This is a genomic window from Shewanella sp. 38A_GOM-205m (assembly GCF_000518445.1).
Classification (GTDB): domain Bacteria; phylum Pseudomonadota; class Gammaproteobacteria; order Enterobacterales; family Shewanellaceae; genus Shewanella; species Shewanella algae.
The window spans coordinates 1-24,260 of the sequence record NZ_JADP01000032.1; the positions used below are offsets into that span (position 1 = coordinate 1).

The 24,260-nt window shown below is 52.2% G+C and carries 20 protein-coding genes and 1 pseudogene; 11 read left to right on the forward strand and 10 right to left on the reverse strand.

Going from position 1 to position 24,260, the window contains the following annotated elements:
• Positions 1 to 330: pseudogene (locus N512_RS24715) on the reverse strand (alpha-amylase family glycosyl hydrolase); the annotation flags it as partial.
• Positions 331 to 484: 154 nt separating this feature from the next.
• Entirely contained in the window at positions 485 to 1,150 is a 666-nt protein-coding gene (locus N512_RS0116180; protein WP_037475316.1) for a RipA family octameric membrane protein, read from the reverse strand.
• Positions 1,151 to 1,878: 728 nt separating this feature from the next.
• Between N512_RS0116180 and N512_RS0116185 the strand changes: the two genes are divergently transcribed.
• A complete protein-coding gene (locus tag N512_RS0116185; protein ID WP_028780999.1) occupies positions 1,879 to 2,142 on the forward strand; it encodes a hypothetical protein in 264 nt (87 codons plus the stop codon).
• Between the two features lie 374 nt (positions 2,143 to 2,516).
• Here the strand turns inward: N512_RS0116185 and recN are convergent, their stop codons facing one another.
• Both recN and N512_RS0116200 read right to left on the reverse strand, forming a co-directional pair.
• On the reverse strand, positions 2,517 to 4,178 hold the full coding sequence (gene recN, locus N512_RS0116195) for a DNA repair protein RecN (RefSeq protein ID WP_028781000.1): 1,662 nt from the start codon (positions 4,176 to 4,178) through the stop codon (positions 2,517 to 2,519).
• A 92-nt stretch (positions 4,179 to 4,270) separates the two neighbouring features.
• Positions 4,271 to 5,224, reverse strand: a complete 954-nt coding sequence (locus tag N512_RS0116200; RefSeq protein ID WP_028781001.1) for an AEC family transporter — start codon at positions 5,222 to 5,224, stop codon at positions 4,271 to 4,273.
• Between the two features lie 224 nt (positions 5,225 to 5,448).
• Between N512_RS0116200 and N512_RS0116205 the strand changes: the two genes are divergently transcribed.
• A complete protein-coding gene (locus N512_RS0116205) occupies positions 5,449 to 6,351 on the forward strand; it encodes a LysR family transcriptional regulator (RefSeq protein ID WP_025011643.1) in 903 nt (300 codons plus the stop codon).
• Positions 6,352 to 6,399: 48 nt separating this feature from the next.
• On the opposite strand, the gene N512_RS0116210 is transcribed toward N512_RS0116205, so the two are convergent.
• The 4 genes from N512_RS0116210 to N512_RS0116225 form a co-directional block, all read right to left on the reverse strand.
• Positions 6,400 to 7,371: a PstS family phosphate ABC transporter substrate-binding protein gene (locus N512_RS0116210; RefSeq protein WP_028781002.1), complete on the reverse strand. Its 972-nt coding sequence runs from the start codon at positions 7,369 to 7,371 to the stop codon at positions 6,400 to 6,402.
• 371 nt (positions 7,372 to 7,742) lie between these two features.
• Entirely contained in the window at positions 7,743 to 9,044 is a 1,302-nt protein-coding gene (gene phoR, locus N512_RS0116215) for a phosphate regulon sensor histidine kinase PhoR (RefSeq protein ID WP_028781003.1), read from the reverse strand.
• A gap of 74 nt (positions 9,045 to 9,118) precedes the next feature.
• Positions 9,119 to 9,808, reverse strand: a complete 690-nt coding sequence (phoB, locus tag N512_RS0116220) for a phosphate regulon transcriptional regulator PhoB (RefSeq protein WP_025011640.1) — start codon at positions 9,806 to 9,808, stop codon at positions 9,119 to 9,121.
• Between the two features lie 506 nt (positions 9,809 to 10,314).
• Positions 10,315 to 11,247: a porin gene (locus N512_RS0116225; protein WP_025889124.1), complete on the reverse strand. Its 933-nt coding sequence runs from the start codon at positions 11,245 to 11,247 to the stop codon at positions 10,315 to 10,317.
• Between the two features lie 292 nt (positions 11,248 to 11,539).
• Between N512_RS0116225 and rdgC the strand changes: the two genes are divergently transcribed.
• Positions 11,540 to 12,451, forward strand: a complete 912-nt coding sequence (gene rdgC, locus N512_RS0116230) for a recombination-associated protein RdgC (protein ID WP_025889123.1) — start codon at positions 11,540 to 11,542, stop codon at positions 12,449 to 12,451.
• Positions 12,452 to 12,502: 51 nt separating this feature from the next.
• Here the strand turns inward: rdgC and N512_RS0116235 are convergent, their stop codons facing one another.
• On the reverse strand, positions 12,503 to 13,390 hold the full coding sequence (locus tag N512_RS0116235) for a LysR family transcriptional regulator (protein ID WP_028781004.1): 888 nt from the start codon (positions 13,388 to 13,390) through the stop codon (positions 12,503 to 12,505).
• 93 nt (positions 13,391 to 13,483) lie between these two features.
• On the opposite strand from N512_RS0116235, the gene N512_RS0116240 reads away from it, so the two are divergent.
• Positions 13,484 to 14,671, forward strand: a complete 1,188-nt coding sequence (locus tag N512_RS0116240) for an MFS transporter (protein ID WP_051472837.1) — start codon at positions 13,484 to 13,486, stop codon at positions 14,669 to 14,671.
• 58 nt (positions 14,672 to 14,729) lie between these two features.
• On the opposite strand, the gene N512_RS0116245 is transcribed toward N512_RS0116240, so the two are convergent.
• Complete coding sequence (locus tag N512_RS0116245; protein ID WP_028781006.1) at positions 14,730 to 16,544, reverse strand: M61 family metallopeptidase; 1,815 nt, start codon at positions 16,542 to 16,544, stop codon at positions 14,730 to 14,732.
• Positions 16,545 to 16,672: 128 nt separating this feature from the next.
• Between N512_RS0116245 and N512_RS0116250 the strand changes: the two genes are divergently transcribed.
• The 7 genes from N512_RS0116250 to N512_RS0116280 all read left to right on the forward strand — a co-directional run bounded on the left by N512_RS0116250 (position 16,673) and on the right by N512_RS0116280 (position 24,128).
• Positions 16,673 to 18,820, forward strand: coding sequence for a tetratricopeptide repeat protein (locus tag N512_RS0116250; RefSeq protein WP_051472838.1), 2,148 nt, complete (start codon positions 16,673 to 16,675; stop codon positions 18,818 to 18,820).
• Positions 18,821 to 18,980: 160 nt separating this feature from the next.
• A complete protein-coding gene (locus N512_RS0116255; RefSeq protein ID WP_025889111.1) occupies positions 18,981 to 20,537 on the forward strand; it encodes a GGDEF domain-containing protein in 1,557 nt (518 codons plus the stop codon).
• Positions 20,538 to 20,572: 35 nt separating this feature from the next.
• Entirely contained in the window at positions 20,573 to 21,928 is a 1,356-nt protein-coding gene (gene ppnN / locus N512_RS0116260) for a nucleotide 5'-monophosphate nucleosidase PpnN (RefSeq protein ID WP_025011997.1), read from the forward strand.
• Entirely contained in the window at positions 21,925 to 22,707 is a 783-nt protein-coding gene (gene xni, locus N512_RS0116265; protein ID WP_028781008.1) for a flap endonuclease Xni, read from the forward strand. The genes ppnN and xni overlap by 4 nt, the downstream gene beginning before the upstream one ends.
• A 20-nt stretch (positions 22,708 to 22,727) precedes the next feature.
• A complete protein-coding gene (locus N512_RS23195) occupies positions 22,728 to 23,144 on the forward strand; it encodes a DUF3192 domain-containing protein (protein WP_037475320.1) in 417 nt (138 codons plus the stop codon).
• Between the two features lie 114 nt (positions 23,145 to 23,258).
• Positions 23,259 to 23,798, forward strand: coding sequence for a hypothetical protein (locus N512_RS0116275; RefSeq protein ID WP_028781009.1), 540 nt, complete (start codon positions 23,259 to 23,261; stop codon positions 23,796 to 23,798).
• Between the two features lie 48 nt (positions 23,799 to 23,846).
• The gene (locus N512_RS0116280; protein ID WP_028781010.1) at positions 23,847 to 24,128 is read left to right on the forward strand and encodes a hypothetical protein; all 282 of its coding nucleotides are present in this window, start codon (positions 23,847 to 23,849) and stop codon (positions 24,126 to 24,128) included.
• The last annotated feature ends 132 nt before the right edge of the window (positions 24,129 to 24,260 follow it).

Consider the following 24,260-nt stretch of genomic DNA (forward strand, 5'->3'; position numbering starts at 1 on the left):
CTTGAGGAACTTTGCCGCCACAGGATTGCCACTAAAGAGCCCTGTCCAACGCTCAATGACTTCAAATGGCGACAACGACTGTTGCGCAGCAAGGTCAATTTTGAGCACCAAATGGTAGTGATTACTCATGACCGCATAAGCGCAAACGTCGATGCAGAATATTGACGACAACTGCCTGATTTTATCCACTATCCAGCCACGCCTATGTTCGTAACTGCGCCCCGACAGTGCATCTTCACCACACAAAAATGCCCTTCTCACGCAACGGCTAATTACGTGGTAAAAGGGCGTACTTTCAGCATCTATCAACTGGCGACGAGCGGTAGTCATAACCAACCTCGACTTAGCTTTGATGGGTATTTCAAAGCCTAGTCAAGGCTGTGTGAAACATCAAAAAGATATGGCTGTCCTGTATTTCGATCAGGTTAAAACATAACGCTCCAATCATGGGAGGCGCAGCGGTGACGTCCCATGCATTGGCTTGTTAACTGCTTTTAGGCTCGATCTTAGAATCTCGTTCATGGACATGGTGGGAATGACCGCCAGAGTATGTCCTAGAACCAAACACTACCCCAAATGCTGCGAGTATGGTTACGACTAAGATTGCTAAGTCATCGTTAGACCAACTACACAGCTGCCAATTCTTTTGTGTTTTCCACACAACCAAGCCCCACAGCAATACAACGTAGAGACTGATCAACTGGTTAATTTTTGATACGGAATGCCTACTTGGTCCGGTTAAGAAAAACTCTATCCATTGAAGCGCGTTTGTAGGCATGTTTCTACGAAGAACAAGCTTATAAATAGGTCCAGTTACTTTATCTTCCAAATGGTCAACGTGATGTTCCCAATTTTCTTGCCATTGTTTACTCCCTCGATTGGCAAAGTACCATGCAAGGGAAAGGATAAGACCAAAGCATGCCAGAAAGAAATCTAGAAAACCTTTTTCATTGTCCGGTAGTCGGTATACAACACCGTAACCTGCGAAGGTAACAGCTATAAATGTCCAGAAATACGTGGCGCGTTTCCAATACAATTCAATCTCGAACTTGCGCGTATCAACTGCGAGTTTAAAAGCCTCTAGATGCTTTGAATCGACTTCTCTTTTTTCGTCAGATTCAAATTTCTTTAAATATTCTTCTTCATTCATCGACTGACAATACTCCTTTAGCAGTTAACAGCTGTATAGTGCGCATGTGCGTTTTAGTCCTCGGAGGAGTGTAAACGCGCATCACTATCTGTTTGTATTCGCTGGATATAATAGAGTTTGGTCCTAATATCCCTTGCAGCTAAACGCGCATGCGCGGTTTCCAAACCTATTATCTACCAGCTGTATTTTTTAACTTTATGAATTTAATAATATTTTCTAAAATATTACAGAAATAACGCGCAAACTTAGTTGCAAATTTCCGGCATTTTGTCCAGAACGTCAATAACACTGTATAAAAAATCAGCTCTGAGGTGCTTGTCATGAGCGCTTCAAGCCGCACAACCAAAGGCCCTACAAAAAGCGTTAAGTAAAGCCATGGCTACCGCACGGGTCCAAACTCTGTTCGTCCCTGCATTCCGCTGAAAACGGAAAAGTACTGCTGCTTTCGGCCTTAAGCTTAAGGAGGTGCTAAAGCTAAGCGTTTGAATTAGCTTTACAATAGCCAGTACTGGATGTGAAAACAATTAGCCAAAGGTCAAATTTTTGACAAAGACAAAAAATACTGATTTAGTTTGTTTTCGCAACAGAATTGACTGAGTTTGAACCCCGAAGCGACTTTCCCAACCAATATTAGTGTCTGCACTATATAATAAGAGCATTCTCACAGAAAAGTATTACATTCATAAGATAGCTTGCAAGTCAGGAAGTTTTTTATCAAGGACAGATAAATGAATATACAGGAAAAATTTGAACTATCGGAAGGAGTTACAATCTTGGTTTGCTCAGGTTATGAGAATGAATTTGATGTTATTGGCAAGAAACTCAATCTAATTTGTGATGGTGAGGTTCGACAAACCTTAACTGTATCCGGCGAAAAGAAAATGATTAATCAGAAGACTAATTTTAAGCAAAAGGCATTCGAAACCAATGATAAGGTTTTGTTGTCACAGGAAGAAGCCCAAAGTGGCAAATGGCAGCTAATCGGTGATTGACTCATAGACTGATGACATGCTCAAGGACAAGCAGGCCTTTGAGCATGGTATTAAACGCAACTTGGCTATTTGGCATCATGACGCCCATTACGGCGAAAAAAGCGGCGCGGCTCGCGGCCACTATGCCGAGTTTGCTGTGGCGCTGGCAAACTGATCTTTGGAAGAAAAGTCACCGATGGGGATCACCTGGATCCCCTTCTCTTTGCCATCCGGAATGTTGATAAACATATTGCGAAAGTTACCCGCCCCTTGCTGCGAGCCAGGGCGCTTCCTATCGCCTGTCCGGATCACTGAGCTTGGGATCTGACACGTACAACAGGTGGCCCATGTGGGCGCCGTTCTTGAATTAACTGACTTGTTAACTGCCTTGAAGCTTAACTACTCAGCAGCTCACGGGCGTTGGCCAGGGTATTGCTGGTGATGGTATCGCCGCCAAGCAACCGAGCCAGCTCCTGTACCCGCTGCTCTTTATCCAGTGCCACCATGGAGGTTTCAGTACCACTACCCTTGGCATGTTTGGCAACAAACATATGCTGATGGCCGTTACCTGCCACCTGCGGCAGATGAGTCACACACAATACCTGGGTCGATTCTCCCAGGGTGCGCAACATGCGGCCCACCACGGCAGCCGTTGGTCCGGAAATCCCCACGTCCACCTCGTCAAAAATCAGTGTCGGGGTGGCCACCTTACGGGCGGTTATCACCTGAATACCCAGGCCGATACGGGAAAGCTCGCCCCCCGAGGCCACCTTGGCCAGACTCTGCAGTGGCTGCCCCGGGTTGGTGGTCACCAGAAACTCAACCCTGTCACTGCCGTTGACCGACATCTGCTCAGGGCTGAACTCCACCGCTATGCTGAACTTGCCCTTGGGCATATTGAGTTCATGGATGGAAGCCGTGACCAACTTGTCCAACTCTTTGGCATAGCGGCTGCGGCTCTGACTGAGTTTTTGCGCCTGGGTCAGGTAATTCTGTTTGCTGGCTTCCAATTGCAGCTCTATCTCTTCGAGCTTCTGCTCATCTGAGTCGAGGCTACCCAGTTCGGTCAGCAACTGCTGATGGTGTTGATACAACTCTGAGGGCATCACCTGATGCTTGCGCGCCAATTGCATCGCCTTGGAAAGTCGCGCCTCCAGCATGGCAAAGTGTTCTGGATCCAACTCGAGTTTGTCCAGATAGCGCTGTAGTTCGCTGCTGCTTTCCTGCACCTGGATCAGGGCATCGTTGAGCATACCGCCAACATTGGCCAGCTCAGAATCGACACTCTCCAGCTCGGCGCTGATATGCACAGCCCGGTTCAGCAATGACTCTATGTTGGCCTCTTCGCCCTCACTGAGCAGCATCAAGGCCAACTGACAGGACTCGATCAGCGCCGTACTGTTGGCCAGACGCTTGTGCTCCTGCTCTATCTCGGCAAATTCATGCTCCCCGAGGGCAAAGTCGTTGAGCTCTTCCACCTGATAGCTGAGTAACTGCTTGCGGGCGATTCTCTCCTGCTGCGACAGCACCAGTTGCCGCAGCTCCTGCTCGATTTGACGATAACGCTGATAGGCACTGCTGACACCATCGAGCAACAGCTTATGATTGGCATAGCTGTCCAGCAGGTAAAGTTGCTGCTCTGTCTTGAGCATGGCGTGATGGGCATGCTGGCCGTGGATCCCCACCAGCAATGGCCCCAAGGCCTTGAGCTGAGTCAGCGGCACAGGGTTACCATTAATATAGGCGCGGGAGCGGCCATCGCTGCCTATGGTGCGCCGTAGAATACATTCATCTTCGAGTTCGAGATCATTATCTTCCAGCCAACGCTTGGCCAGAGGGACATCCGCCAGAGAGAAACGGGCACTGACTTCCGTCTTGCTGGCACCGGGACGCACGCTGGCGGCATCGGCCCGGTTGCCGAGACAAAGCCCCAGGGCATCGATGGCAATGGATTTACCCGCCCCGGTCTCGCCGGTAATACTGGTCATTCCCGGACGGAAGTCCAGCTCCAGAAAACGCACTATGGCAAAGTTATTGATGCTGAGTTGGCAAAGCATAATGAATTCCCAAAACACTGTATTGATAAACAGTATATACTGATTTTTTATACAGTAAATATCTGTCGATTAATTATTCCCTGTGTTCTTCCCTAGACGGCCCATGCCGCTATCAAAGGCAAACTGATAAAGGTGATCAGCGTGCCCACTAATATCCCCTGAGCACTAACCCCGGCCTTGGTGTCATAACGCTGCGCCAGTAAGTATACACTCGCTGCCGTAGGCAGGGCCGCAAGAATAACCCCCATCTGCAGATTGGTGCCGCTGATCCCCATGGCTTTCAATAATAGATAAGCCAGCAGAGGTTGCAGTAACAGCTTGCAGGCGTTGATGCCAAAGAGCTCAGCCAACTGCCAAGGCCCAGGTAAGCGGGTGGCGCCGCGAACCCGGGTCGCCTTGGCCAACACCATACCTATGGCAAACAGGGCGCAGGGACTGGAGGTGGCGCCTATCTGACTTATCATCATCTCTATCCCATCCGGCAGAGCCATACCGGATGCTGAGACGGCAACGCCCAGGGCGCTGCCGATAACAATCGGGTTTTTCGCCAGCGCTTCAACAATAATCAACAAGGGATGCGCCTTATTTTCTGTATCTCTGGCAAGCTCCAGCGACACCAGTGCCACGGCAAACATCACCACAGACAGCAGGCTGGCAATGGCCGCCGCGGCCAGCGCCAGCTGGTTTCCCGGGTAGACTATCATCATCATGGGGATACCGATAAAGGCGGTATTGCCAAAGGTGGCATTCAAGGCGCGAATTGCCCCTACCCCTTGGCCCGCCCTGAAACAGCCGGAAATCAGCAACACCAGCAGGTAGGTCAGCATCATTGCCACGCTGAAACCGACGATGAAATGCCACTGGAAGATCTCCTCGAAAGAAGTTCTTGCCAGCACTATCATCATAATGGCCGGAAAAGCTATGTAGTAAACATATTGATTGAGCGCCGCATCCGTACCATCCGGCAGGATTTTGCTTTTCTGTACCAGTGAACCTGCGAGCATAATGCCAAACACAGAGATCAGCGGAGTAATGATTCCAGTCATACTTCTTCCATTTTGCTGACTTTGGCTGTCGTACTCCCGCCGGGGATCTGCGAAAATGGCGGGGGAATTTTGTATCTTGCCTGCCCCTTATCAGTACAGCTAAGTAAGTTCGGCAGAGACGCCGGCAAGATACCATAGTCGTTATCCGCCAGCCATTGCGCTATGGTCGTAGAAACCGGCAGACAAGCGTTTTAAACATATCCTTGGCACATTGAGGAACCGCAATGAGTGACAATCAGGCCCCCGAACTGCAACTGCTCTACTTGTTTGTACATCTGGTCAATGCCGGCAGTTTCTCCCAGGCCGCCAAAGTGTTGGATATGCCGGTGGCCACCGTCAGCCGCAAATTGGCCAAGCTGGAGTCTGTGCTGGATAAACAACTGCTGATGCGTACCACCCGCAAACTGAGGTTGACCGAAGAGGGACTGGAGTTATTCCAACGTTATCAGCAGCTGATAGCCCAGTTTGATGCCCTGGCCAGCGGCACCTGCGCCGACAAGCCCGAAGGCACCCTGAGAATTGCCGCCCCCATCTCGATAATCTCTATGATATTCATCGAGACACTGAACGAATTTTGCGAGTGCTACCCGGATATCAAACTGCATATCGCCCAAAGCAATGAGGTGGTGGATCTCATCGACAAAGGCATAGATGTTGCCATAGTCGGCGGCACCCAGCCGGACTCCTCCTGGGTATCCTGCTCTCTCGGGGTATTGGATTATCGCTTGGTGGCTTCCCCCGGGTATCTTCGAAAGGCGCCGGTATTCAATCATCCGCAGCAGCTCAGTCAACATAAGGTGATCAAGGTCTGGCCTCTGTTCAACTGGTCGCTGCGCCATCCCGATGGCGATGCCTTCTATTATGACGGCCCGGCCAACCTGACCCTGACGGATCTCCACGGTGCCATCCGTGCAACCTTGAATGACGGCGGGATTCTTTATGGCCCAGAGCTCTTTTGCAAACAGGAGTTGAAAGATGGTCGGCTACAGGTATTGCTGCCGGAGTGGAAGGGAGAAAAACGGCGTATTTCCCTGCTCTATCATCAACGCAGCCAGCAACCACTCAAGGTGAAACTCTTTATCGAGTTCATGCAGCAGCGCGCCCCTGCGCTGTTTTCCATGGACTGAAACACAAAAAAGCCCGCGATGCGGGCTTTTCTTCGAAGGGAGCATGTCTTACAGACGGATACCAGCCTTCTCCAGGTCTTTGGCAATCACACTTCTTGGCAGTGCAACATAACCGTCTTTCTCAACAACCTGCTGACCTTGCTTGGACAGGACATAGCGGACAAACTCGCGCTGCATGGGTGACAGCTCTTTGTTTGGATGCTTGTTGATGTAAACGTAGAGGTAGCGTGACAGTGGGTAAGTACCGCTGGCAGCATTGTCTGGTGTTGCAGCGATATAGTCAGTGCCCTTCTTGGACAGAGCCACGGCTTTAACACCGGCTGTCTTGTAACCTATGCCTGAGTAACCGATAGCGTTCAGCGACTGAGATACAGACTGAACCACTGAGGCGCTGCCTGGCTGCTCGTTCACGTTGGCTTTGAAGTCCCCCTTACACAGGGCTTTCTTCTTGAAGTAACCGTAAGTACCGGATACTGAGTTACGGCCGTACAGCTGAATGTCTTTGGCAGACCAGCTTCCGTCCAGACCGGCATCACCCCAGCGAGTGATATCGCTGCCACCACACTTGTGCGTAGAGGAGAAGATAGCATCAACCTGCTCTATGCTCAGGCCCTTGATTGGGTTGTCCTTGTGAACAAAAACCGCCAGGGCATCGATGGCTACACGAATCGCAGTAGGCTTGTAACCATAGTGCTTTTCAAACGCTTCTTCTTCGTTTGGCTTCATCTTGCGGCTCATTGGGCCGAACTGAGAAGTCCCTTCGGTCAGAGCTGGAGGCGCAGTTGAAGAACCGGCAGCCTGGATCTGGATGTTGACGTTAGGGTACATCTGTTTGAATTCTTCCGCCCACAGAGTCATCATGTTGGCCAGAGTGTCAGAGCCGACGGAAGACAAGTTACCGGAAACACCACTTGTTTTCTCGTAGGTTGGCAGTGACTGATCGATAGCAGCCATAGATGCTGCAGAGAATACACCAGCGGCCGTAAGGGTTACCGCGCCGACAAGCTGTTTCAATTTCATTATTTGCTCCAGTTTTTACCGAACTTGGTTTCTAAAACGCAGCCAGTATCAATTGCCACAATGACAAGTCTATGACTTAAAAATGACAGTTGCATGACAAGCCAAAATAAATACGCTGTAACTGGGTATCGAAAATAACAGACTGAAAATAACTGCCAGCCACGCCTTGAAGCCATTTCGGCATAAAGGACCCTCGATTGACAATGTCGCCCCAACAGTTTCCTTGAATATACTAAAGCCTTTGCTTAATCATGACCGTGAGATTGCCATTTGCCACAGGCTTGAAAAAGAGCGCACAAAGCCTACCTCTTCCCGCTAGACAGCAAAAAGGAGCCAAAGGCTCCTTAATAGGGTTAATGCAGTCAAACGCGTCAGGAAGCTTGCTGCTCCAGCAGATGCTGCGGGATCACAAAGCTGAAGGTACTGCCCTTGCCAAGCTCACTGGCCACCTTGAGTTCGCTGTGGTGATGACTGAGGGCGTGTTTCACTATTGCCAGCCCCAGACCACTGCCACCGGTTTGCCGCGAGCGGGCACTGTCGACCCGATAGAAGCGTTCGGTCAGGCGACTGATATGCTGCGGTGCAATACCTTCACCACTGTCTTTAACACTGAACATGGCGCCGGTTGCCACCCGTTGCCAGCGCACCTCAATACTGCCGCCCGGTTCAGTGTAGCGTATGGCGTTGGACAATAGATTGGAGCAGGCACTGCGCAGCTGCAACTCATTGCCATGAGTATTGAGACCAGGTTCGGCATAGAAGCTCAGTTGGTAGCGACCACGGGAGAGCGCTTCACCCTCCTCTTTTAAGGTGGTCATCAACTGCTTCATATCCACTGTGTGTTCCAGGTTGATATCTGCGGCATCTTCAATCCGCGACAAAGCCAACAGCTGCTCCACCATGGACTGCATCCTGCCAGTCTGCTGCTGCATCAGCTCCAGCGCCTTGACATTGGGTGAGTCGGGTTCGGCCATGCTCTGCATCATCTCAAGATACCCCTGCAGCACAGTGAGCGGCGTCTTCAGCTCGTGGGAGACGTTGGCAACAAACTCCTTGCGCATCCCCTCAAGTTGCCTAACCCGGGTGATATCCCGGGCAATCAGCAACAACTGCCTGTCGCCATAGGCCATCAAGCGCACTTCCAGCAGACGTTTATCCGAAACCGGGGACGGCAGCTCCAGCGGCTCCTTGTAATGGCCCTTCTTCAAATAGGCCGAAAAGTCGGGATGCCGGATAAGGTTATCTATTCGCTGACCATTATCCTGCGGCCAGACAAAGCCAAGCAGCAGCTGCGCCAACTTGTTACACCAGAGAATATTGTGCTCTGAATCGAGTACCACGGCCGCATCGGGAAGTGCTTCGGCCCCCTGGCGAAACCTTCCCAGCAGCCCTGCCAACTGACTCACCCGCTTGCGGTTTTTACCCTGCAGGCGATAGATACCATTGAACACCCCTTCCCAACTGCCACTGCCCTGTGGCGGCGTTAAGCGGCGATCGCGCCACAACCAGTAATTGAGCCGGATAAGCTGGCGATAGTGCCAACCCAATAATAGAAAAGCTCCCAGACACAGTACCAAGAGCAACTGACCAAGCAGCAACCCAAGCAGCAAACAAGCCGCCAGGTACAGCATCAAACGGGAAAACAGCCGATAACCCGAATAGGAATCAAACATAGAAAATGCCCAGGCAAAAGGCCGATGGTTGCACAAGATAACGCAAAACCCGGCCCATGCCCATTGTTACCCCGCTAGATACGGGTAGAGAAGCGGTAACCTGCGCCGCGAACCGTTTGGATCAGTTTATCGTGCCCGGACAGCTCCACGGCTTTCCTTAAGCGACGAATATGCACATCCACGGTTCTGTCTTCGACATAGACATTGGTGCCCCAGACATTGTCCAGCAGCTGCTCACGGCTGTAGACCCGTTCCGGGTGAGTCATAAAGAAGTGCAGCAAACGAAACTCGGTCGGCCCCATCTCCAGCACAGAATCCCCCACTGTGACCCTGTGGCTGACAGGATCCAGGGTCAGGCCCTGCACGTCTATGGTTTCTTCCAGGCGGGTTGGTGCGGCGCGTCTGAGAACCGCCTTGATGCGAGCCACCAGCTCCTTGGGGGAAAACGGTTTGGTAATATAGTCATCGGCGCCCACTTCCAGGCCTTTGACCTTGTCCTCTTCCTCGCCGCGAGCGGTGAGCATGATAATGGGGATCTGGCGGGTAAACTCATCTTGCTTCAATCGCTTGGCAAACTGAATACCGCTGCCACCGGGAAACATCCAGTCCAGCAGAATAAGATCCGGATAAGGTTCCTTGAGCAGTGCCAACGCAGAGTCAAAGTCCTCGGCGGCACTGGTGGTGTACCCGTGTTGTTCCATAACAAAAGTCAGCATCTCACGGATAGCCAACTCATCTTCTACTATTAAAATCCTTGCAGTCATAACGGTTTCTGTCAGTGAATTTCCACGTGGCCATTATTGGACAGTTTTATTACAAAATTATGAAAAGGGCCGACTCTGACACCTTTAACGCCGCTATTTTGTCACAATTTTCCCGATTAAACACTTGAAACTGGAATGAAAAGCTTACCAAAGAGCCATTATTGACCGCCACGAGCAACAATCTCACTGCAGCTGAATTTAGATTACAAGTCTACAACAAACAATAAGTTAGCCTTAACTTAACCAATTAGAGCCGCGGCTCCCTGTTAGGCCAGGCGCGAATTATCTTTCAGGGACACGGCACTGACACAATTTCCAGACTACTGTTTTCACACTGCAGGAACGCGCCCAAGAGCCGTTCGGCTGAGTTGGCTGGATTCATCCGCAAAAGGCAAAGGCAAAATCCAACAGCAGCGCGACAAAGAGCTACCTCAATACGCCTCCTGCCTACAAACAGTGCAAACAAAAAGGAGGCCCAAGGCCTCCTTCGCTGCAGCTGTGGTCGTTTAGAACTTGTGTTCCAGACCAACACCTATGTACTTGTCATCATCGTCCATATCTTCCATGGAGCGATTGGTGTAGAAGGCAAACAACTTGGTAGGCTTACCCAGCTTGTAGTCGGCACCGATAGACCAGGAATCACCCTTGTCTTCCATGTCTTGCCACTGACCTTTGAGGGTCACGGCGTCAATCTTGTAAGCCGCGCTCAGCAGGTAACCGTTCTTGCTGTCACCGTCCACTGACTTTTCTTCCTGCTGGTACATACCGCCCAGGATGAAGTTGGCCAGCTTGGCCTGTACTGTGGCGCGCAGAACATCGTAGCCCTTAACTTCAGAGTCGTAAGCAACAGAGGCGAATACTGCGCTCTTTTTCAGATCCTTGTCACCGTACATGGCGGCAACTGAGAAACCATCTTCACCGTCTTGTGACTTGGCGGCTTCGGCAGCGTAAGTGGCACCGACTTTAAAACCACCGAATGAAGGCGACAGGTAAGTCACTGTTTGCTCGATACGGTTTTCCCCCTTGAACAGGCTCTTGAGGTCGCCTGACAAGTCGTTGAACTGGTCCACTTTACCTTGAGACACTTTCAGCATGGTGTCGTTACGACCCACAGAGATGGCACCGAAGTTACCTTTCAAACCAACAAACTGGTTACGGGCCAGGAAGTTGTCTTTGGCATCATCGCCTGTGTCTACTTCGTATTCCACTGTGTAGAATGCTGCCAGGTTGTTACCCAGATCGAATTCGCCCTTCACGCCAAAACGAGAGGCATTGCTCTGAACCGTGGTTTCAGAATCGTCAGCACCGGCCTCGTCGTTGGACTGAACAGTAACATTCAGCTTGCCGTAAACGGTCAGCGGCTCGGCTGCATGGGCAGAGGCCAGAGAGACTGAAGCGATAGCTGAAGCGAGTAGTGTTTTGCAAAATGCGTTCATCATTAATTCCTTTCGACGTTCTCTTCGTCTTGGTTATTGGTTTGGAACGAGCGAAAGTGTGCAACGAGTCTATTGCAGTTTTATTTCATCTTTTAACCTGTTGGCTTCATTGGCATCAAAGACCTGTACTGCAACCAGTAAAAGCCCATCACCACGGGGCCTCGCGGCAAGCAAAGGGCTATATGACATTTTGGTTAAATCTGCCCAGAGCGAAAAAATCTGTGCTAGCAGGGCGGGTTTACCTAGAGGAATTCATGCCTTACACTGCGGCTTTATTTTTCAAAGAGCGCCTGTCATGTGGTTTAAAAATCTCACCGTATATCGTTTCAACAAACCATTTTCCACCGATATAGAGGCACTGGAGACGGCCCTTGAGGGCTTCACCTTTTCTCCCTGCTCCAGTCAGGACATCAGCAAGTTCGGTTTTTCCAAGGCTTTGGGCAAACTGGGGCACACCCTGGTTCACAGCGCCAACAACCGCCACCTTATCTGTGCCACCAAAGAGGAGAAGCTGCTGCCTTCTCAGGTCATCAAGGAAGCGCTGGAAGAAAAGGTGTCGCTGCTGGAAGAGGAAGAAAACCGCAAGCTGACCAAGAAAGAGAAAGATGCGCTCAAGGATGAAATCACCACCACTCTGTTGCCAAGAGCCTTCTCCCGTCGCAGCCAAATCAAGGCACTGTTGCTGCTGGATGAGCAACTGATCCTGGTAGACAGCTCCAGCGCCGCCAAGGCCGAAGAACTGCTGGCCTTGCTGCGTAAGGCGCTCGGCAGCCTGCCTGTGGTGCCAATGAGCACCAAGACACCGATTGAAGTGCAAATGACCGAATGGCTCAAGCAAGGCAATGCCCCTGCCCCCTTCACCATTCAGGATGAAGCCGAGCTCAAATCTGCCGCCGATGATGGCGCAACCGTGCGCTTCAAGCAGCAGGATCTGGGCGAAGAGGAAGTACTGGCTCACCTGGAAACCGGCAAGCAGGTGCATAAACTGGCACTGCACTTCGGTCAGTCCATCGCCTTTGTGCTGCAATCCGATGCCGGACTGCGTCGCCTCAAGTTCTCGGAAGAATTCCGCGCCGCCACCGATGATGTTGCCGGTGAGGATCCGCTGGCCAAACTGGACGCCGACTTTGAGCTGATGAGCAGCGAACTGGTTGCGCTGATGCTGGCACTGGTCGACGCCTTGGGCGGCGTTGAAGACAGCCTGTAATCGCTATCTCCAAGTAAAAAAGGCGCCTAATGGCGCCTTTTCTGTCTCCAGCTAACCGCCCCACTGCTCAAGCAGTGCCTGCCGCAACACTTCGAGTTTGGCAGAGTGCTGCCTTGAGGGTTGATAAACCAGAAAAAGAGGATGAGGCCGAGGTGCATAGGTCGGGAGGATTTCCTGCAATTTGCCTTGCTGCAGTGCATCATCAACAAAATAGCGCATCAGTTGTACCACTCCCGTGTCCAGGCAGGCCGCTTCCAGCAAAGGGTCACCGTGATCGAGTATCAGGTTGCCGTCAAAATCATACTCCAGTTGACTGCCACCTTCACTGAAACGCCAACTGACAGGTTTACCGCTCAGCGGACTTCGCACCCGCAAACAGTTATGCTGCCTCAGCGCGGCGGGCGTATCGGGTGTACCGTGAGAGGCAAGATACCCGGGCGAAGCCAAGGTCGCCCATTCAAGTGCCTTCAGCGGTCTGGCAATCAGGCGTGAGTCCTTGATTTCACCCGTGCGGATGACGGCATCGAATCCTTCATCAACCAGATCCACCAACCTGTCGGTCAGTTCCATCTCTATCTTGAGCTCAGGGTAACGGGCCAACAGACCTGACACTATGGGTAATACCACGACTCGACCAAAGGCCGATGGGGCACTGATCTTCAGCAATCCCTTGGGCAGACAAAGATTCTCCTGCAGCGAAATCCTGGCTTCTTCTAACCCGGAAACCAGTGGCGCGCAGCGGGCGAGAAACAGTTGTCCATCAGGGGTGAGGCTCAGGCTACGGGTATTTCTGTGCAGTAGTCTGACTCCCAGTTGTTGCTCCAGGCGACTGACAGCCCGGGACAGTCCCGACTGAGTCAGTCCCAGCTGCACCGCGGCTTCGGTAAAGCTCAGACATTCCGCCACCTTGATAAATTGACGCACCGCATTAAGATCCATGACTTTATTCATTTCTAAAAGGAATTTATGAAATTTATCAAACTTAAATCATAAGTAATACTGCAACCACCTTAATCTTTCAGCTAAAAAATCATGTCAAAGTCACTGCCTTTTTCTATCTATCTGCTGGCACTGGGTATATTCAGCCTTATCAGCTGCGAGCTGCAGGTGCTCGGAATGATGCCACAGTTGTCCGCCTCACTTTCCCTGTCGGTTTCCGAAGTGGGTTATCTGGTCTCCTTTTACGCCGGCGCCATGGCGCTGGCCGGCCCTGTGCTAACCCTCTGCCTATCCGGCCGGCCGCCGAAACAGGCCCTGCTCATTCTCTACAGTCTGTTTTTACTGGCCCAAGGGGTTGCGATTATGGCGCAGGACTATTGGCTGCTTGTGGTCACCCGGATCATCATAGGCGCAGCCGCAGGCGCTTTCTTTGGGATCACGGTCGGCCGAGTCGGCGAGCTGGTACCCGAAGCGCAAAAAATGCGCGCCATCGCAGTGCTCTTGGCCGGGATCATGCTCGGCACTATATTGGGCCTGCCTATGGCCAGCCTCAGTGCCGAGTATTTTGGTTGGCGCACTGGGTTCTTTCTGGTCTGGCTCTGCGGCTTAATGGCCGCACTGCTCAGTGTTCGCTTCTTGCCTTCACTGCCTTCCCAGCCGCCACTGCCACTCAAGGAGGAACTCAAGGCTTTTGCCAGCGCCAGACTCTGGGCCATCTATGCCACCAGTTTCTGTATTATCGGTACCACTTATGCTGCGTTCAGCTATTTTGTCCCCATTCTGTCCGAGCTGGCGGGTTTCAGTAGTCAAACTATCACCCTGTTACTCTTTGGTTATGGCTTGAGTATGTTGCTGGGCAATCATTTGGTGTCCCGCTTCTGTGGCCGCAACGACTTAACACTCCAGGCGCTGGGATTGCTGCTGCAGGCGTTATTCCTGTTGCTGCTGGCCCAAGGCAGTGAGTACCCACTATTGGCAGCGGTGGCGGTACTGGGAATAGGTTTTAGTGGTGTCAGCATGAACCCCGCCATGGTGAGCCGTCTGATGCAGCTTCCCCAGGGCAGCCGGGCACTGGTTAATACTGTGCATACTTCGGTTATCACCCTGGGTGTCATGGGAGGCAGTTTTATCAGCGGCTATGCGCTCGCCCGGGGAGCCAACCTCTATGCCCCCATCTGGATTGCCATGCTGATTGCGCTACTGGGATTACTGAGCCTGGGTCTGCCTCGGCTTCTGTCTGCAAGCTCCCGGGTAGAAGTCCCCTGCGCTGAGATAAAATAAGCACCATAAAAACACCGGTGCACCTGAAGATGCGCCGGTGTTTTATGGACAATCAGACTCAGGACTTATAGTTACCCTGAGCGTCAAACGGCCAGTCTATGCCGAGCCAGGCCTTGAAGAAGGCTTTCTGGGCGCGGCTCACTCTTTCCTGGGGCTTAATTTGCAGCTTGCCGGATTGCTCGGAGGCCAGAGTCACACGCCGCTCTATGAGCTTATCGTCGTGGAACAGGATCACAGTCAACTCATCACCCGCGTTAAAGTCGGCCAAACGTTTGGCGTAACCTTCGGCGCTGACTTTCAAGCCATTGATAGCCAGCAACTGATCGCCGGCGACTATGCCCGCCTGCCAAGCCGGGCCACCACGCTCAACACTTTGCAACACCAAAGAGCCGGAACTGAGTGTCATACCGGCAAAGGCCTGCGCCTTACTGTCTTTGCCATAGGCGGTCTTAAGCCCTGCCTGACGCAGCAGTTTGTCAAAGTCCAGCACCAAGGGGGCATTGACATGGCTCTGCCACCAAGTCTCATAGTCCTTGCCGGATAAGTTTTTCAAAATACGTTTCACATCAGTGACATTGTATCCCTTGGGGACCTTATGCTCACGATAAAGACTCCTGTGCACATCCCGGTAGGACACCTCTTTATCTGTGTCCTGCAGCAGTGAAAAGTCCAGTGCCAGCGAAGTCAGATAACCTTCGGAGTAGATGTTCACACTGTGGTTGATGGCGTAATCGCCGCCTGTGCTGACCCACTGACCGGCACTGGCCTCGGCCACCGACTGAATTTCCCGCCCCGGTTTATGTTGATTGGCATTGACCCGCTTGGCCAGGTCCTCCATAAACTCTTTCGGCGTCATGATCCCGGCACGCAGCAACAACTGGTTTTGAAAATAGCTGGTAGAGCCTTCCGCCATCCATAAAAGCTCAGTCATATTCTCCTGCTGATAGTCGTAGGGCACCAGTCCCTCCGGACGATAGGCCTTGACGTTCCAGGTATGAATAAACTCATGGGAAGCCGTGCTGATAAAACGCAGGTAATCCTGGCGCTCACGGAAGTTGAATCTCGGCAGCTGGATAATGGTTGAGTTCAAATGCTCGGTGGCGCCGCGGGCCCCCGAGGTGGCGTGCACCATATAAACATAACGCTCAAAGGGATAGTCATCCCAAATGGCCGCCGCCGTACCGGATAATTTGCCGAGATCGGCTTCTATCTGCTCCAGGTCATAGTTACCCTCGCCCCAGACTACCAGCTCATATTGTTTGCCATCGGCCTTGAAGGCGCGATGCCGACTGAGCCCGGTTTCAATCGGCGAGTCGACCAATACATCATAGTTGACGGCCACAAACGAATGGGGCTTATCCGCTGCAGCCATTCCTGAGTAACTGCGCCAGTCGGCCGGCACATCCAGTGTTACCTTGAGCGGCTCTTGGCGAAACTCGGGGCTGTACATGAATACGCCGCTGGCATCCAGAAAAGCGTGGCTGGCATCAATATGCCTGACTCTTTGCCCCAATTCGTTGGCATAGAGTTGATAGCTGACGGTGACCGCTGTTGGCTTGGACAAAACCACTGTCCATTCACCGCTGGCACTGCGCTTCCAAGGCAGGCTGTTGCCCTGCTCGTCCGTGGCATGAAAACGGCGAACCCCGTCCGCCAGCGGTAATACCTGATACTTGCCGGTACGCCAAACCGGCAGATTGACCTTGAGCTGTTGCCCTGAATGTTGCGGGAAAGTGACCTTGACCTGAGCCAGATGATGTTCCGGGCTTTTAAGATCTATCTGATAATCGACGTCAGCCCAGGCTGAAGATGCCATGCCCAGTGTTGTCAGTAGGGAAGAGTAAGATATGATTGACAAAACAGCGGATTTCACTCGTAATTCCTTCTTATGTCATTGTTGTTATAAAATCGGCCGAGTATAACAATTCGGGGCGGTCACCTCACCCGTTGCTAATAAAAGCTAACAATTAAGTCCCCGCAGAATGGGACAGAGGCAAATATATGTACTTTTTCAGGGTTATGTTCATCGCATCCATGCTGCTTGTGGGTCTGGCGCACGCCGACGAACTGGATGATATAGAGATAAGTTTCAGGGAGCAGCCCAGGCAGCTCCACAGCACTGTGGTCAGTTCACTGCCCGAGTCGTTGCAATATCCTTCGCTTGAACAGTTTCAGTCCAGCGCATTGGAAGTGGGTTTTGCCCCGGATCAGCTGATGGACAAACTCATTCTGCTGGCTCGGCTGGATCTGGATGCCCAAGTGCTGGTTCCCGGGCGGCTGGAACAGGCACAAGATATCATTGAGCAGTTGAAGATCATCGCCCGCAGCGACTATGAAAAAGCCGCCCTCTATAATCTTGAAGGCCGTTATCTCGGCCGGGTCGACCAACAGTATGAACAAACCGTCGCCCTCAATCAGCAGGCGCTCGAGCAGTTGGGCGATGCCCAGGACAAACGCAGCCAACTGCTCAGGTATGTCATCTACGAAGATCTGGGTACAGTTAACCTGATAGCCAAACAGGCTATTCCGTCTCTGAACGCCTACAACCTGCTCAGAGATACCGCCTACCGGCTGCGCAATGACTACCTGATAGCCAATGCCGAAGCGGCTTTGGGCAAGTATTACAATATCAACGGCCAGCGCACCAAGTCGCTGCAGCACTATACCGAGGCCTTCCGTTTGGCCAGCCGTTACAACCATCCCAATCAAAAGGCACTGCTGCAGCTTAACCTGGCCAAGCTGTACCGGGACATGGAACAGTGGGATGAAGCGCTGGAATACGCCCACGGCGCCGCCGACGCTTATAAAGCCATGGGTTCCGGCTCTTTCCTGTCCCATACCATGACGGTTATCGCCATGGTGTATGGCAACACAGGCGAGTGGAACAAGGCGATTGACTACTACCTCAATGCCCAGCAGATAGATGCCGAGCTGAAGAACTTCATCGCCCAGGGGCTGAATTTCCACAACCTGGGCGAGGCGTATTTCCATTTGAACGACTATCAGGTCGCGCTCGACTACCTGTTCCAGGCCAACGAAATATTCAAGGACAGAAAGAGCAACCACTACCTGGTTTACAACGAAATGCTGATAGCCGAGGTGGGTCAGGCCATGGAGGATTGGCCTTTGACCATGCAGCACGCCATAGAAGCCTTGCGACTGGCCAAGTTGCTGGAATTGCCGGATGAGCAGATAGAAGCCCTTGGCTACCAAACCGCGGCCTACAAGGCGCAGGGTAAGTTTCAGCAGGCACTGGCAAGCCAAGAGGAAAGCATCCTGCTGCAACAGGCCATGTTGGAAAAAGAGCAGCAAACCACCTCGGACGTTAATTCATCCGCCGTCACAGAGCAGAAGCTGAAACTGGAAGTGGGCCAACTCAGGCAAGATCAACTGCAAAGACAAGACGCGTTGCATACCCGCAATATTCTGCTGGCAATCAGCCTGGGGCTCTGCCTGCTGTTGCTGGCATTAGCAATGCAGCAGTATAGATTGCGCAAACAAATGGCGAAAAAGAACCAGGCTCAAAAGGAAAAAATGCAACTGGAGCCCATGAGCGGCCTGCCCGGTTATCGCGCCTTGCTTGGCAGTATTTCAAGTAAAACCAAAGGCCTGGCGCTATTGTCTCTGGAGCAGGAATTCAACTCTGACTTCACCTTGGGCAACAGCCTGGCGGCGCCGAGACTGGTGCAGCAAGCCGAGGAGATTGCCGCCCTCACCGGCGCCAAGGTATTCCTGCTCAGACCCGGCCTATTTGCCCTGACCCTTGCCGAAGACACTGGCCCGGCCAAACTTTACCACCGGCTCAGTGACTGGCAATTCCAGGGGCAGATGCTCAAACCGGCGCTGGGTTATATTCCGCTGCCGCTCCTGGGTAACCCGGATATCAAGCTGTCGGTGGAAGTCCTGTTTGAAACGGCGCAATTGGCCCTTGCTGGTGCCATCAGCCTGAAAAACAGCCAAGGCAGTTATGTCGGTTTCAGTACTTTGGACTTCACCCCGGCCGCCATTTTCTCGGCCCCGCTCTATCTGCAATTGCAAAAGAGTATTATCCGCGGCCTGATAAGAGTGGAGACCAATGGTGAGAAAGATAAGATCTGCTGGCCGGAGTCACAACAGCAGTCCAGAGCCGAACCTGTGTCAATAATTTGATCTGAACGACAAAACTTTGTCACAACAACTGGATGGCAGATTTGCACTCCTGCCGGATTGCGATACCATTTAGAAGTGTCTGGAACTGGAGTCGTGGGGTTTTCGAGCCACTCATGACCCGACTATAGATTCGATCGCGCATCGAAGGAAAATTACAGGAATGAAGGACTCAAACGCAACGGTGTCGCAACTAGGTGTACTCAAGCAGAAATTGCATTCCACCAAAGCCGCGTTGGATGAAATGAATGAGGACAGAAATGCCAAGCTGCAGGCGTTGCTGCAGTTTATTGGTCACCTCAGTCTGGCCTGTAAGGGGCAAAACCTGGAGCTGGACAATAAACTGGCCAAGCTCAGACATAACCTGGGAACCTACGAGCGTATCGATGATGTGTTGCCGGATCTGGTCGAGGTTGAGCGTCTGCTCAAGGGGCAATACCATCATGTGATGGGCCAACTGGAAGAAGGCCGCTCCAGCCTGAGCAAATTCAGCCGCCAACTGCAACGAGTCGACTCCATGCCTGAGCGCCTCAAAAAAGAGGTCAGCTATTTCAAGCAGGAGCTGGGCAAACCTTTCCATACCGTCTGGGATTATATTCCCAAGGTCGAGCAACTGGTGGGGTTTTACGAACAACTGCTGGACAACCAGTTTGAATCTGAGTCCCCCATCGCGGTACTACCCAAGCACAGACAACTGGGTCACGAGCTGGCGCAGATGATTTCCAACATAGAGTTTCGCAAAGATCAGCGTGACCAGGTGTTGGTAATCAAAGAGCAGCTGGCCTCGGCCGAGATAGATATCGATGCCCTGCTGGAGGCCTATCAAACCATACTCTCGCTGCTTTTGGATAACATAGCCCGCGAAAAAACCGCCTCACAGGAGTTTCTGTTTGCCCTCAACGACGCCCTTAGCGCCGTGCGTGAAGTGGTCAGCGACTCTTATAACCAATCCCAGCGCAGCCATCAGCTCAAGAGCCAACTGAATCGTGAACTCAACGCCCAGGTAGACAATGTCGGCGAGTCATTGGTGGATATTGAGGATATTACCGAGCTCAAGCAGCAGATCAGCGAGCAACTGGCCGCCATTCGCGCCAGCCTGGCCCGCAAGGAAGCGCTGGAGCAGAGAGAGCAAGCCTTGCTGCGCAAGTCGATGGAAACCATGCGTAAAGAGCTGAGCGACCTCTCCAGCGAAGCCACCACCTATAAGGAAAGGCTGTTCGAGCAGCAGAAGCTCAACATGCTCGATACCCTCACCCAGCTGCCTAACCGCGCAGCCATGGAGGAGCGAATGGAGCAGGAATACCGCCACTTCCAGCGCAACAAACAGCCACTGTGGCTGGCGGTAGCCGACATAGATCACTTCAAGTCCATCAACGACAGCTTTGGCCATACCACAGGTGACAAGACACTGCAGGTTATCGCCATGGCGTTGAAGAACTCCCTGCGTGACACTGAGTTTGTTGCCCGTTATGGCGGTGAGGAGTTTGTTCTCATCATTCCGGATGTTTCACCCAAGGATATAGAACAACTATTGAACAGAGTGCGCGAAAAAATTAAAAATATTCCTTTTAAATTTAAAAATCAGCGTATTACAGTTACAGTATCCATAGGGGCCGCGCAGATATTGGATGGCGAACACATCCAGGAAACTTTCGAACGCGCCGATGCGGCCCTCTACAAAGCCAAACATGAAAGCCGTGACAGAGTCATTATAGATTGACAGCAATGACTCCTGTTTCAGCTCAAGGAGTCGTCATGATAGTCAGGATCAGTCCCCGCGGCAGTATGGATCAACTGTCGCAACTGGAGGCGGACCGCCTCAAACAGAGTGCCAAGAGTGACCTTTACCAACTCTACCGTAACTGCTCGTTAGCCGTATTGGCCTCGGGGCAGCAAACTGACAACGCCAAGGAACTGTTCGACCAATTCCATGACTTTGAAATCAACGTGCTGCGCCGTGAGCGTGGCATCAAGCTGGAGCTGGTCAACCCGCCGGCCAGCGCCTTTGTCGATGAGCAGATCATAGTCGGCATTCAGGAGCACCTGTTTGCCGTGCTCAGGGACATCATCTATGTCAGCAACAAGTACGATGGCCTGAAACACATCAACCTCACCAACGCCAGCCATATCACCAACGTGGTGTTCGACATTCTGAGAAACGCCAGAGCCATTACCCCGATGCAGGATCCCAATGTGGTAGTCTGCTGGGGCGGCCACTCGATAAACGACACCGAGTACAAATACACCAAAGAGGTGGGCTACCAGTTGGGGCTGAGAATGCTGGATATCTGTACCGGCTGCGGTCCGGGAGCCATGAAAGGGCCAATGAAGGGCGCCGCAATCGGCCACGCCAAGCAGCGTATTCATAACGCCCGTTACATAGGCCTGACCGAGCCAAGCATTATCGCCGCCGAGCCGCCCAACCAGATAGTCAATGAACTGGTGATTCTGCCGGACATCGAAAAACGCCTGGAGGCCTTTGTGCGCCTGGGGCACGGTATCGTCATCTTCCCCGGCGGCGCCGGCACCGCTGAAGAGCTGCTCTACCTGCTTGGCATTTTGCTCAACCGCGAAAATGCCGATATTCCTTTCCCGCTGGTGCTCTCCGGCCCCAAGGAAAGCGAAGCCTACTTCCGCGAAATCGATGCCTTTATCGGCGCGACGCTGGGCGAGCAGGCGCAGCAGAAATACCAAATCATCATAGACGACGCCCCCCAGGTGGCGCGCATCATGCGTGCCGGTATGGAAGAGGTTAAACGTCACCGCAAGCAAACCGGTGATGCCTACCAATACCAATGGAGCCTCAAGATAGAGCCTGAATTCCAGCTGCCCTTTGTGCCCACCCATGAAGTGATGGAAAACCTTAACCTGCACTTCCAGAGCAATAAGGCTGAGCTGGCGGCCAACTTGCGCAAGGCGTTTTCCGGCATAGTGGCGGGCAACGTCAAGGCGGAAACCATGAAAAACATCGAGCGTCATGGTCCATTCAAGCTCAAGGGCGATCCCGAGCTGATGGCCTTGATGGATAAACTGTTGGGCGCCTTTGTCAGCCAACAAAGAATGAAGTTACCGGGCACCGCCTATGTGCCCTGTTATCAAATAATGAAATGAACCGACTGCTGATTATTGATGGTATGAATCTGGTGCGCCGCCTGCATGCGGCGCAGCCCGATGAAGCCGACATGCAAGGGCTGACCGAGCGCAGCCGCAATGCCTGCCAGAAGCTTATTCGCCAGCACAGCCCCACCCATGTGGCCATTGTCTGGGACGGCGATGAAGAGTCCTGGCGCAAACGCCTGTATCCGGATTACAAGAAAGGCCGCAAGCCCATGCCCCAGGCATTGGCAGACGGCCTACCGGCGCTGAAACAGGCGCTGGCAGAAGCGGGAATCGGCTCCATCAATGCGCTATCGGAAGCCGATGATGTTATCGCCACCCTGGCTAGCAAGTTGTGCCTGCGCGGTGGTGAGGCGATTATCGTCTCCACCGACAAGGGCTTTTGCCAGCTGAGATTACCGCGTTTGCTGCTGTGGGATCACTTCAATGGCGCCGCCATGGATATTGCCGCGCTGGAGCAAAAACTCGGTATAGAACAGAGCCAGCTGCTGGACTTTATGGCCCTCAGCGGCGACAGCGGCAACAAGATCCCCGGCATTCAGGGAATAGGTCCCAAGACGGCCGGCGAACTGCTCAGAAGCTTTCGCACCCTGGCCAATGTCTACAATGCGCTCGATACTTTGGGAACCAAGCAAGCCAAAAAGTTAACCGAAGGCAAGGAGATGGCCCGCCTCAGTTATCGGTTGGCAAAACTGCGCACAGATCTCGAACTCAATATTCGTTTGAACCAGTATAGAGTCAAAGAAAACCAAGGCTCCAAGAGCTCAACTTAAGCAATAAAATGGAAAACTGTATGAAAGGTAAGGCCCCTGTAGTTATCGGCAGCATCTTTATCGCCTATCTGGTCTTTGTTGCCGTGGTCATCCTCTTCTATGAACCTAAACCGGAAGATATGAGCTGGGAAGACAGGCAAGCCTATAACCAGTCTAAAGTCACTGAGTTACTGCTGGGGCAAACGCTGGAACAAACCATTGAAACCCTGGGTAGAGCCGATTTCAGCGAAGCCATGCAAACCCATGGCCAGTCGCTGCAGGTGCTCTTCTACCGCACCCAGCATGTAAAATCCGACGGCAAGACCACCAAAGACGAATGTACCCCTCTGCTGTTTGCAAATGGCCGGCTCCAGGCCTGGGGGGAAGACACTTATCAGCAGTATCTGCAGCAACATATACAGCCCCAGCAGACAACACCCAAACAGACACAGGAATAGCGAAACAGGCTCACACATAGGCTTGGTAGCCTTATTGGCTGCTCGTTATTTTTAAAATCTTTTCCAACTGACATGCTGCATTCCCGGCAAAACAGTTTAATGAAGTAAACAAGTATGAATGACTACCTGATTTTTCACCGCCGCCAATTCTATCTGGAACGGAACTGGCTAATAAAAGCCAACACGCCCCAACGCCCGGTGGAATTGGGGCCGGATCTGGTGGTGGATTTTGCCCAGTGCCCTCGTCTGTTCTTCGCTGAACCTTTCGCCGACATACTCTCGTCAATGGAGCCTTTCGGGGTTGAGCGTATTAAAAACCCCTACAAGCCGGATGAAGATATGTATGCCGAGATAGACATAGGTACAAGAGACGAGCTGGATAGCATTGATGAAGTGCTCTATGCCTATTTTCATGTTTTCAATCGCTATGATGTGCTCGATATCGACCACACCATCTGGAACTCTGAATCGCCCGCCATCGACGCGATACGAACCCCGGTGCTGGATCCGGCCAAATTGGCAGCCATTCCGCTTGAGCAGCGATTATTGTTCAAACTTGACCAAGACCCCTCCTTCCTGCTGGTACACAACAGCGTAATGGACAAGCTGACCGCGGCCAATTTGAAAGATGTCTGGGTGCGCTGGAGCGAATAACGCCAAGGAAGAAACCGGGGGACATGATTCATATCAACAACGAGTATTTTGTCCTGTATTGTGGCAGCGGTGATATGCCATCCCCCTTATACCGTCTGCAGTAGAGAGCATTATCTTATTTACCGGGGTCCTACCTCACTGCGCGAGCCCATCTATGCCGAATCGCCGGCCATTCCTTTTACCAAACGACGGATGTTCGAAGTCAAAGGCATGAGATCTACCTACATAGTGCATGAGTCCGTGGCTGAGAGACTCATAGCACTCAATGCCAACGGGTTACATATTGTGCCGCTGCTGGAATGGGACATGGGCTTTGGCTTCACCATCTAAACCAGGCGTTCTGTGACCTTTGCCCGGCTTGGCAGCCGGGCAATAATCGCGCACAGACAAAACATATTACAAACATACTGTTTACATTGGAGCTGTCGCGAGTATCTTATATCACTCAATACAGAGTGAGCC

What these genes read in the sequence shown, in the direction of transcription:
- N512_RS0116180 (WP_037475316.1), bottom strand. Translation starts at nt 1,150, where the DNA reads ATGAATGAAGAAGAATATTTAAAGAAATTTGAATCTGACGAAAAAAGA.
- N512_RS0116185 (WP_028780999.1), top strand. Translation starts at nt 1,879, where the DNA reads ATGAATATACAGGAAAAATTTGAACTATCGGAAGGAGTTACAATCTTG.
- recN (WP_028781000.1), bottom strand. Translation starts at nt 4,178, where the DNA reads ATGCTTTGCCAACTCAGCATCAATAACTTTGCCATAGTGCGTTTTCTG.
- N512_RS0116200 (WP_028781001.1), bottom strand. Translation starts at nt 5,224, where the DNA reads ATGACTGGAATCATTACTCCGCTGATCTCTGTGTTTGGCATTATGCTC.
- N512_RS0116205 (WP_025011643.1), top strand. Translation starts at nt 5,449, where the DNA reads ATGAGTGACAATCAGGCCCCCGAACTGCAACTGCTCTACTTGTTTGTA.
- N512_RS0116210 (WP_028781002.1), bottom strand. Translation starts at nt 7,371, where the DNA reads ATGAAATTGAAACAGCTTGTCGGCGCGGTAACCCTTACGGCCGCTGGT.
- phoR (WP_028781003.1), bottom strand. Translation starts at nt 9,044, where the DNA reads ATGTTTGATTCCTATTCGGGTTATCGGCTGTTTTCCCGTTTGATGCTG.
- phoB (WP_025011640.1), bottom strand. Translation starts at nt 9,808, where the DNA reads ATGACTGCAAGGATTTTAATAGTAGAAGATGAGTTGGCTATCCGTGAG.
- N512_RS0116225 (WP_025889124.1), bottom strand. Translation starts at nt 11,247, where the DNA reads ATGATGAACGCATTTTGCAAAACACTACTCGCTTCAGCTATCGCTTCA.
- rdgC (WP_025889123.1), top strand. Translation starts at nt 11,540, where the DNA reads ATGTGGTTTAAAAATCTCACCGTATATCGTTTCAACAAACCATTTTCC.
- N512_RS0116235 (WP_028781004.1), bottom strand. Translation starts at nt 13,390, where the DNA reads ATGGATCTTAATGCGGTGCGTCAATTTATCAAGGTGGCGGAATGTCTG.
- N512_RS0116240 (WP_051472837.1), top strand. Translation starts at nt 13,484, where the DNA reads ATGTCAAAGTCACTGCCTTTTTCTATCTATCTGCTGGCACTGGGTATA.
- N512_RS0116250 (WP_051472838.1), top strand. Translation starts at nt 16,673, where the DNA reads ATGTACTTTTTCAGGGTTATGTTCATCGCATCCATGCTGCTTGTGGGT.
- N512_RS0116255 (WP_025889111.1), top strand. Translation starts at nt 18,981, where the DNA reads ATGAAGGACTCAAACGCAACGGTGTCGCAACTAGGTGTACTCAAGCAG.
- ppnN (WP_025011997.1), top strand. Translation starts at nt 20,573, where the DNA reads ATGATAGTCAGGATCAGTCCCCGCGGCAGTATGGATCAACTGTCGCAA.
- xni (WP_028781008.1), top strand. Translation starts at nt 21,925, where the DNA reads ATGAACCGACTGCTGATTATTGATGGTATGAATCTGGTGCGCCGCCTG.
- N512_RS23195 (WP_037475320.1), top strand. Translation starts at nt 22,728, where the DNA reads ATGAAAGGTAAGGCCCCTGTAGTTATCGGCAGCATCTTTATCGCCTAT.
- N512_RS0116275 (WP_028781009.1), top strand. Translation starts at nt 23,259, where the DNA reads ATGAATGACTACCTGATTTTTCACCGCCGCCAATTCTATCTGGAACGG.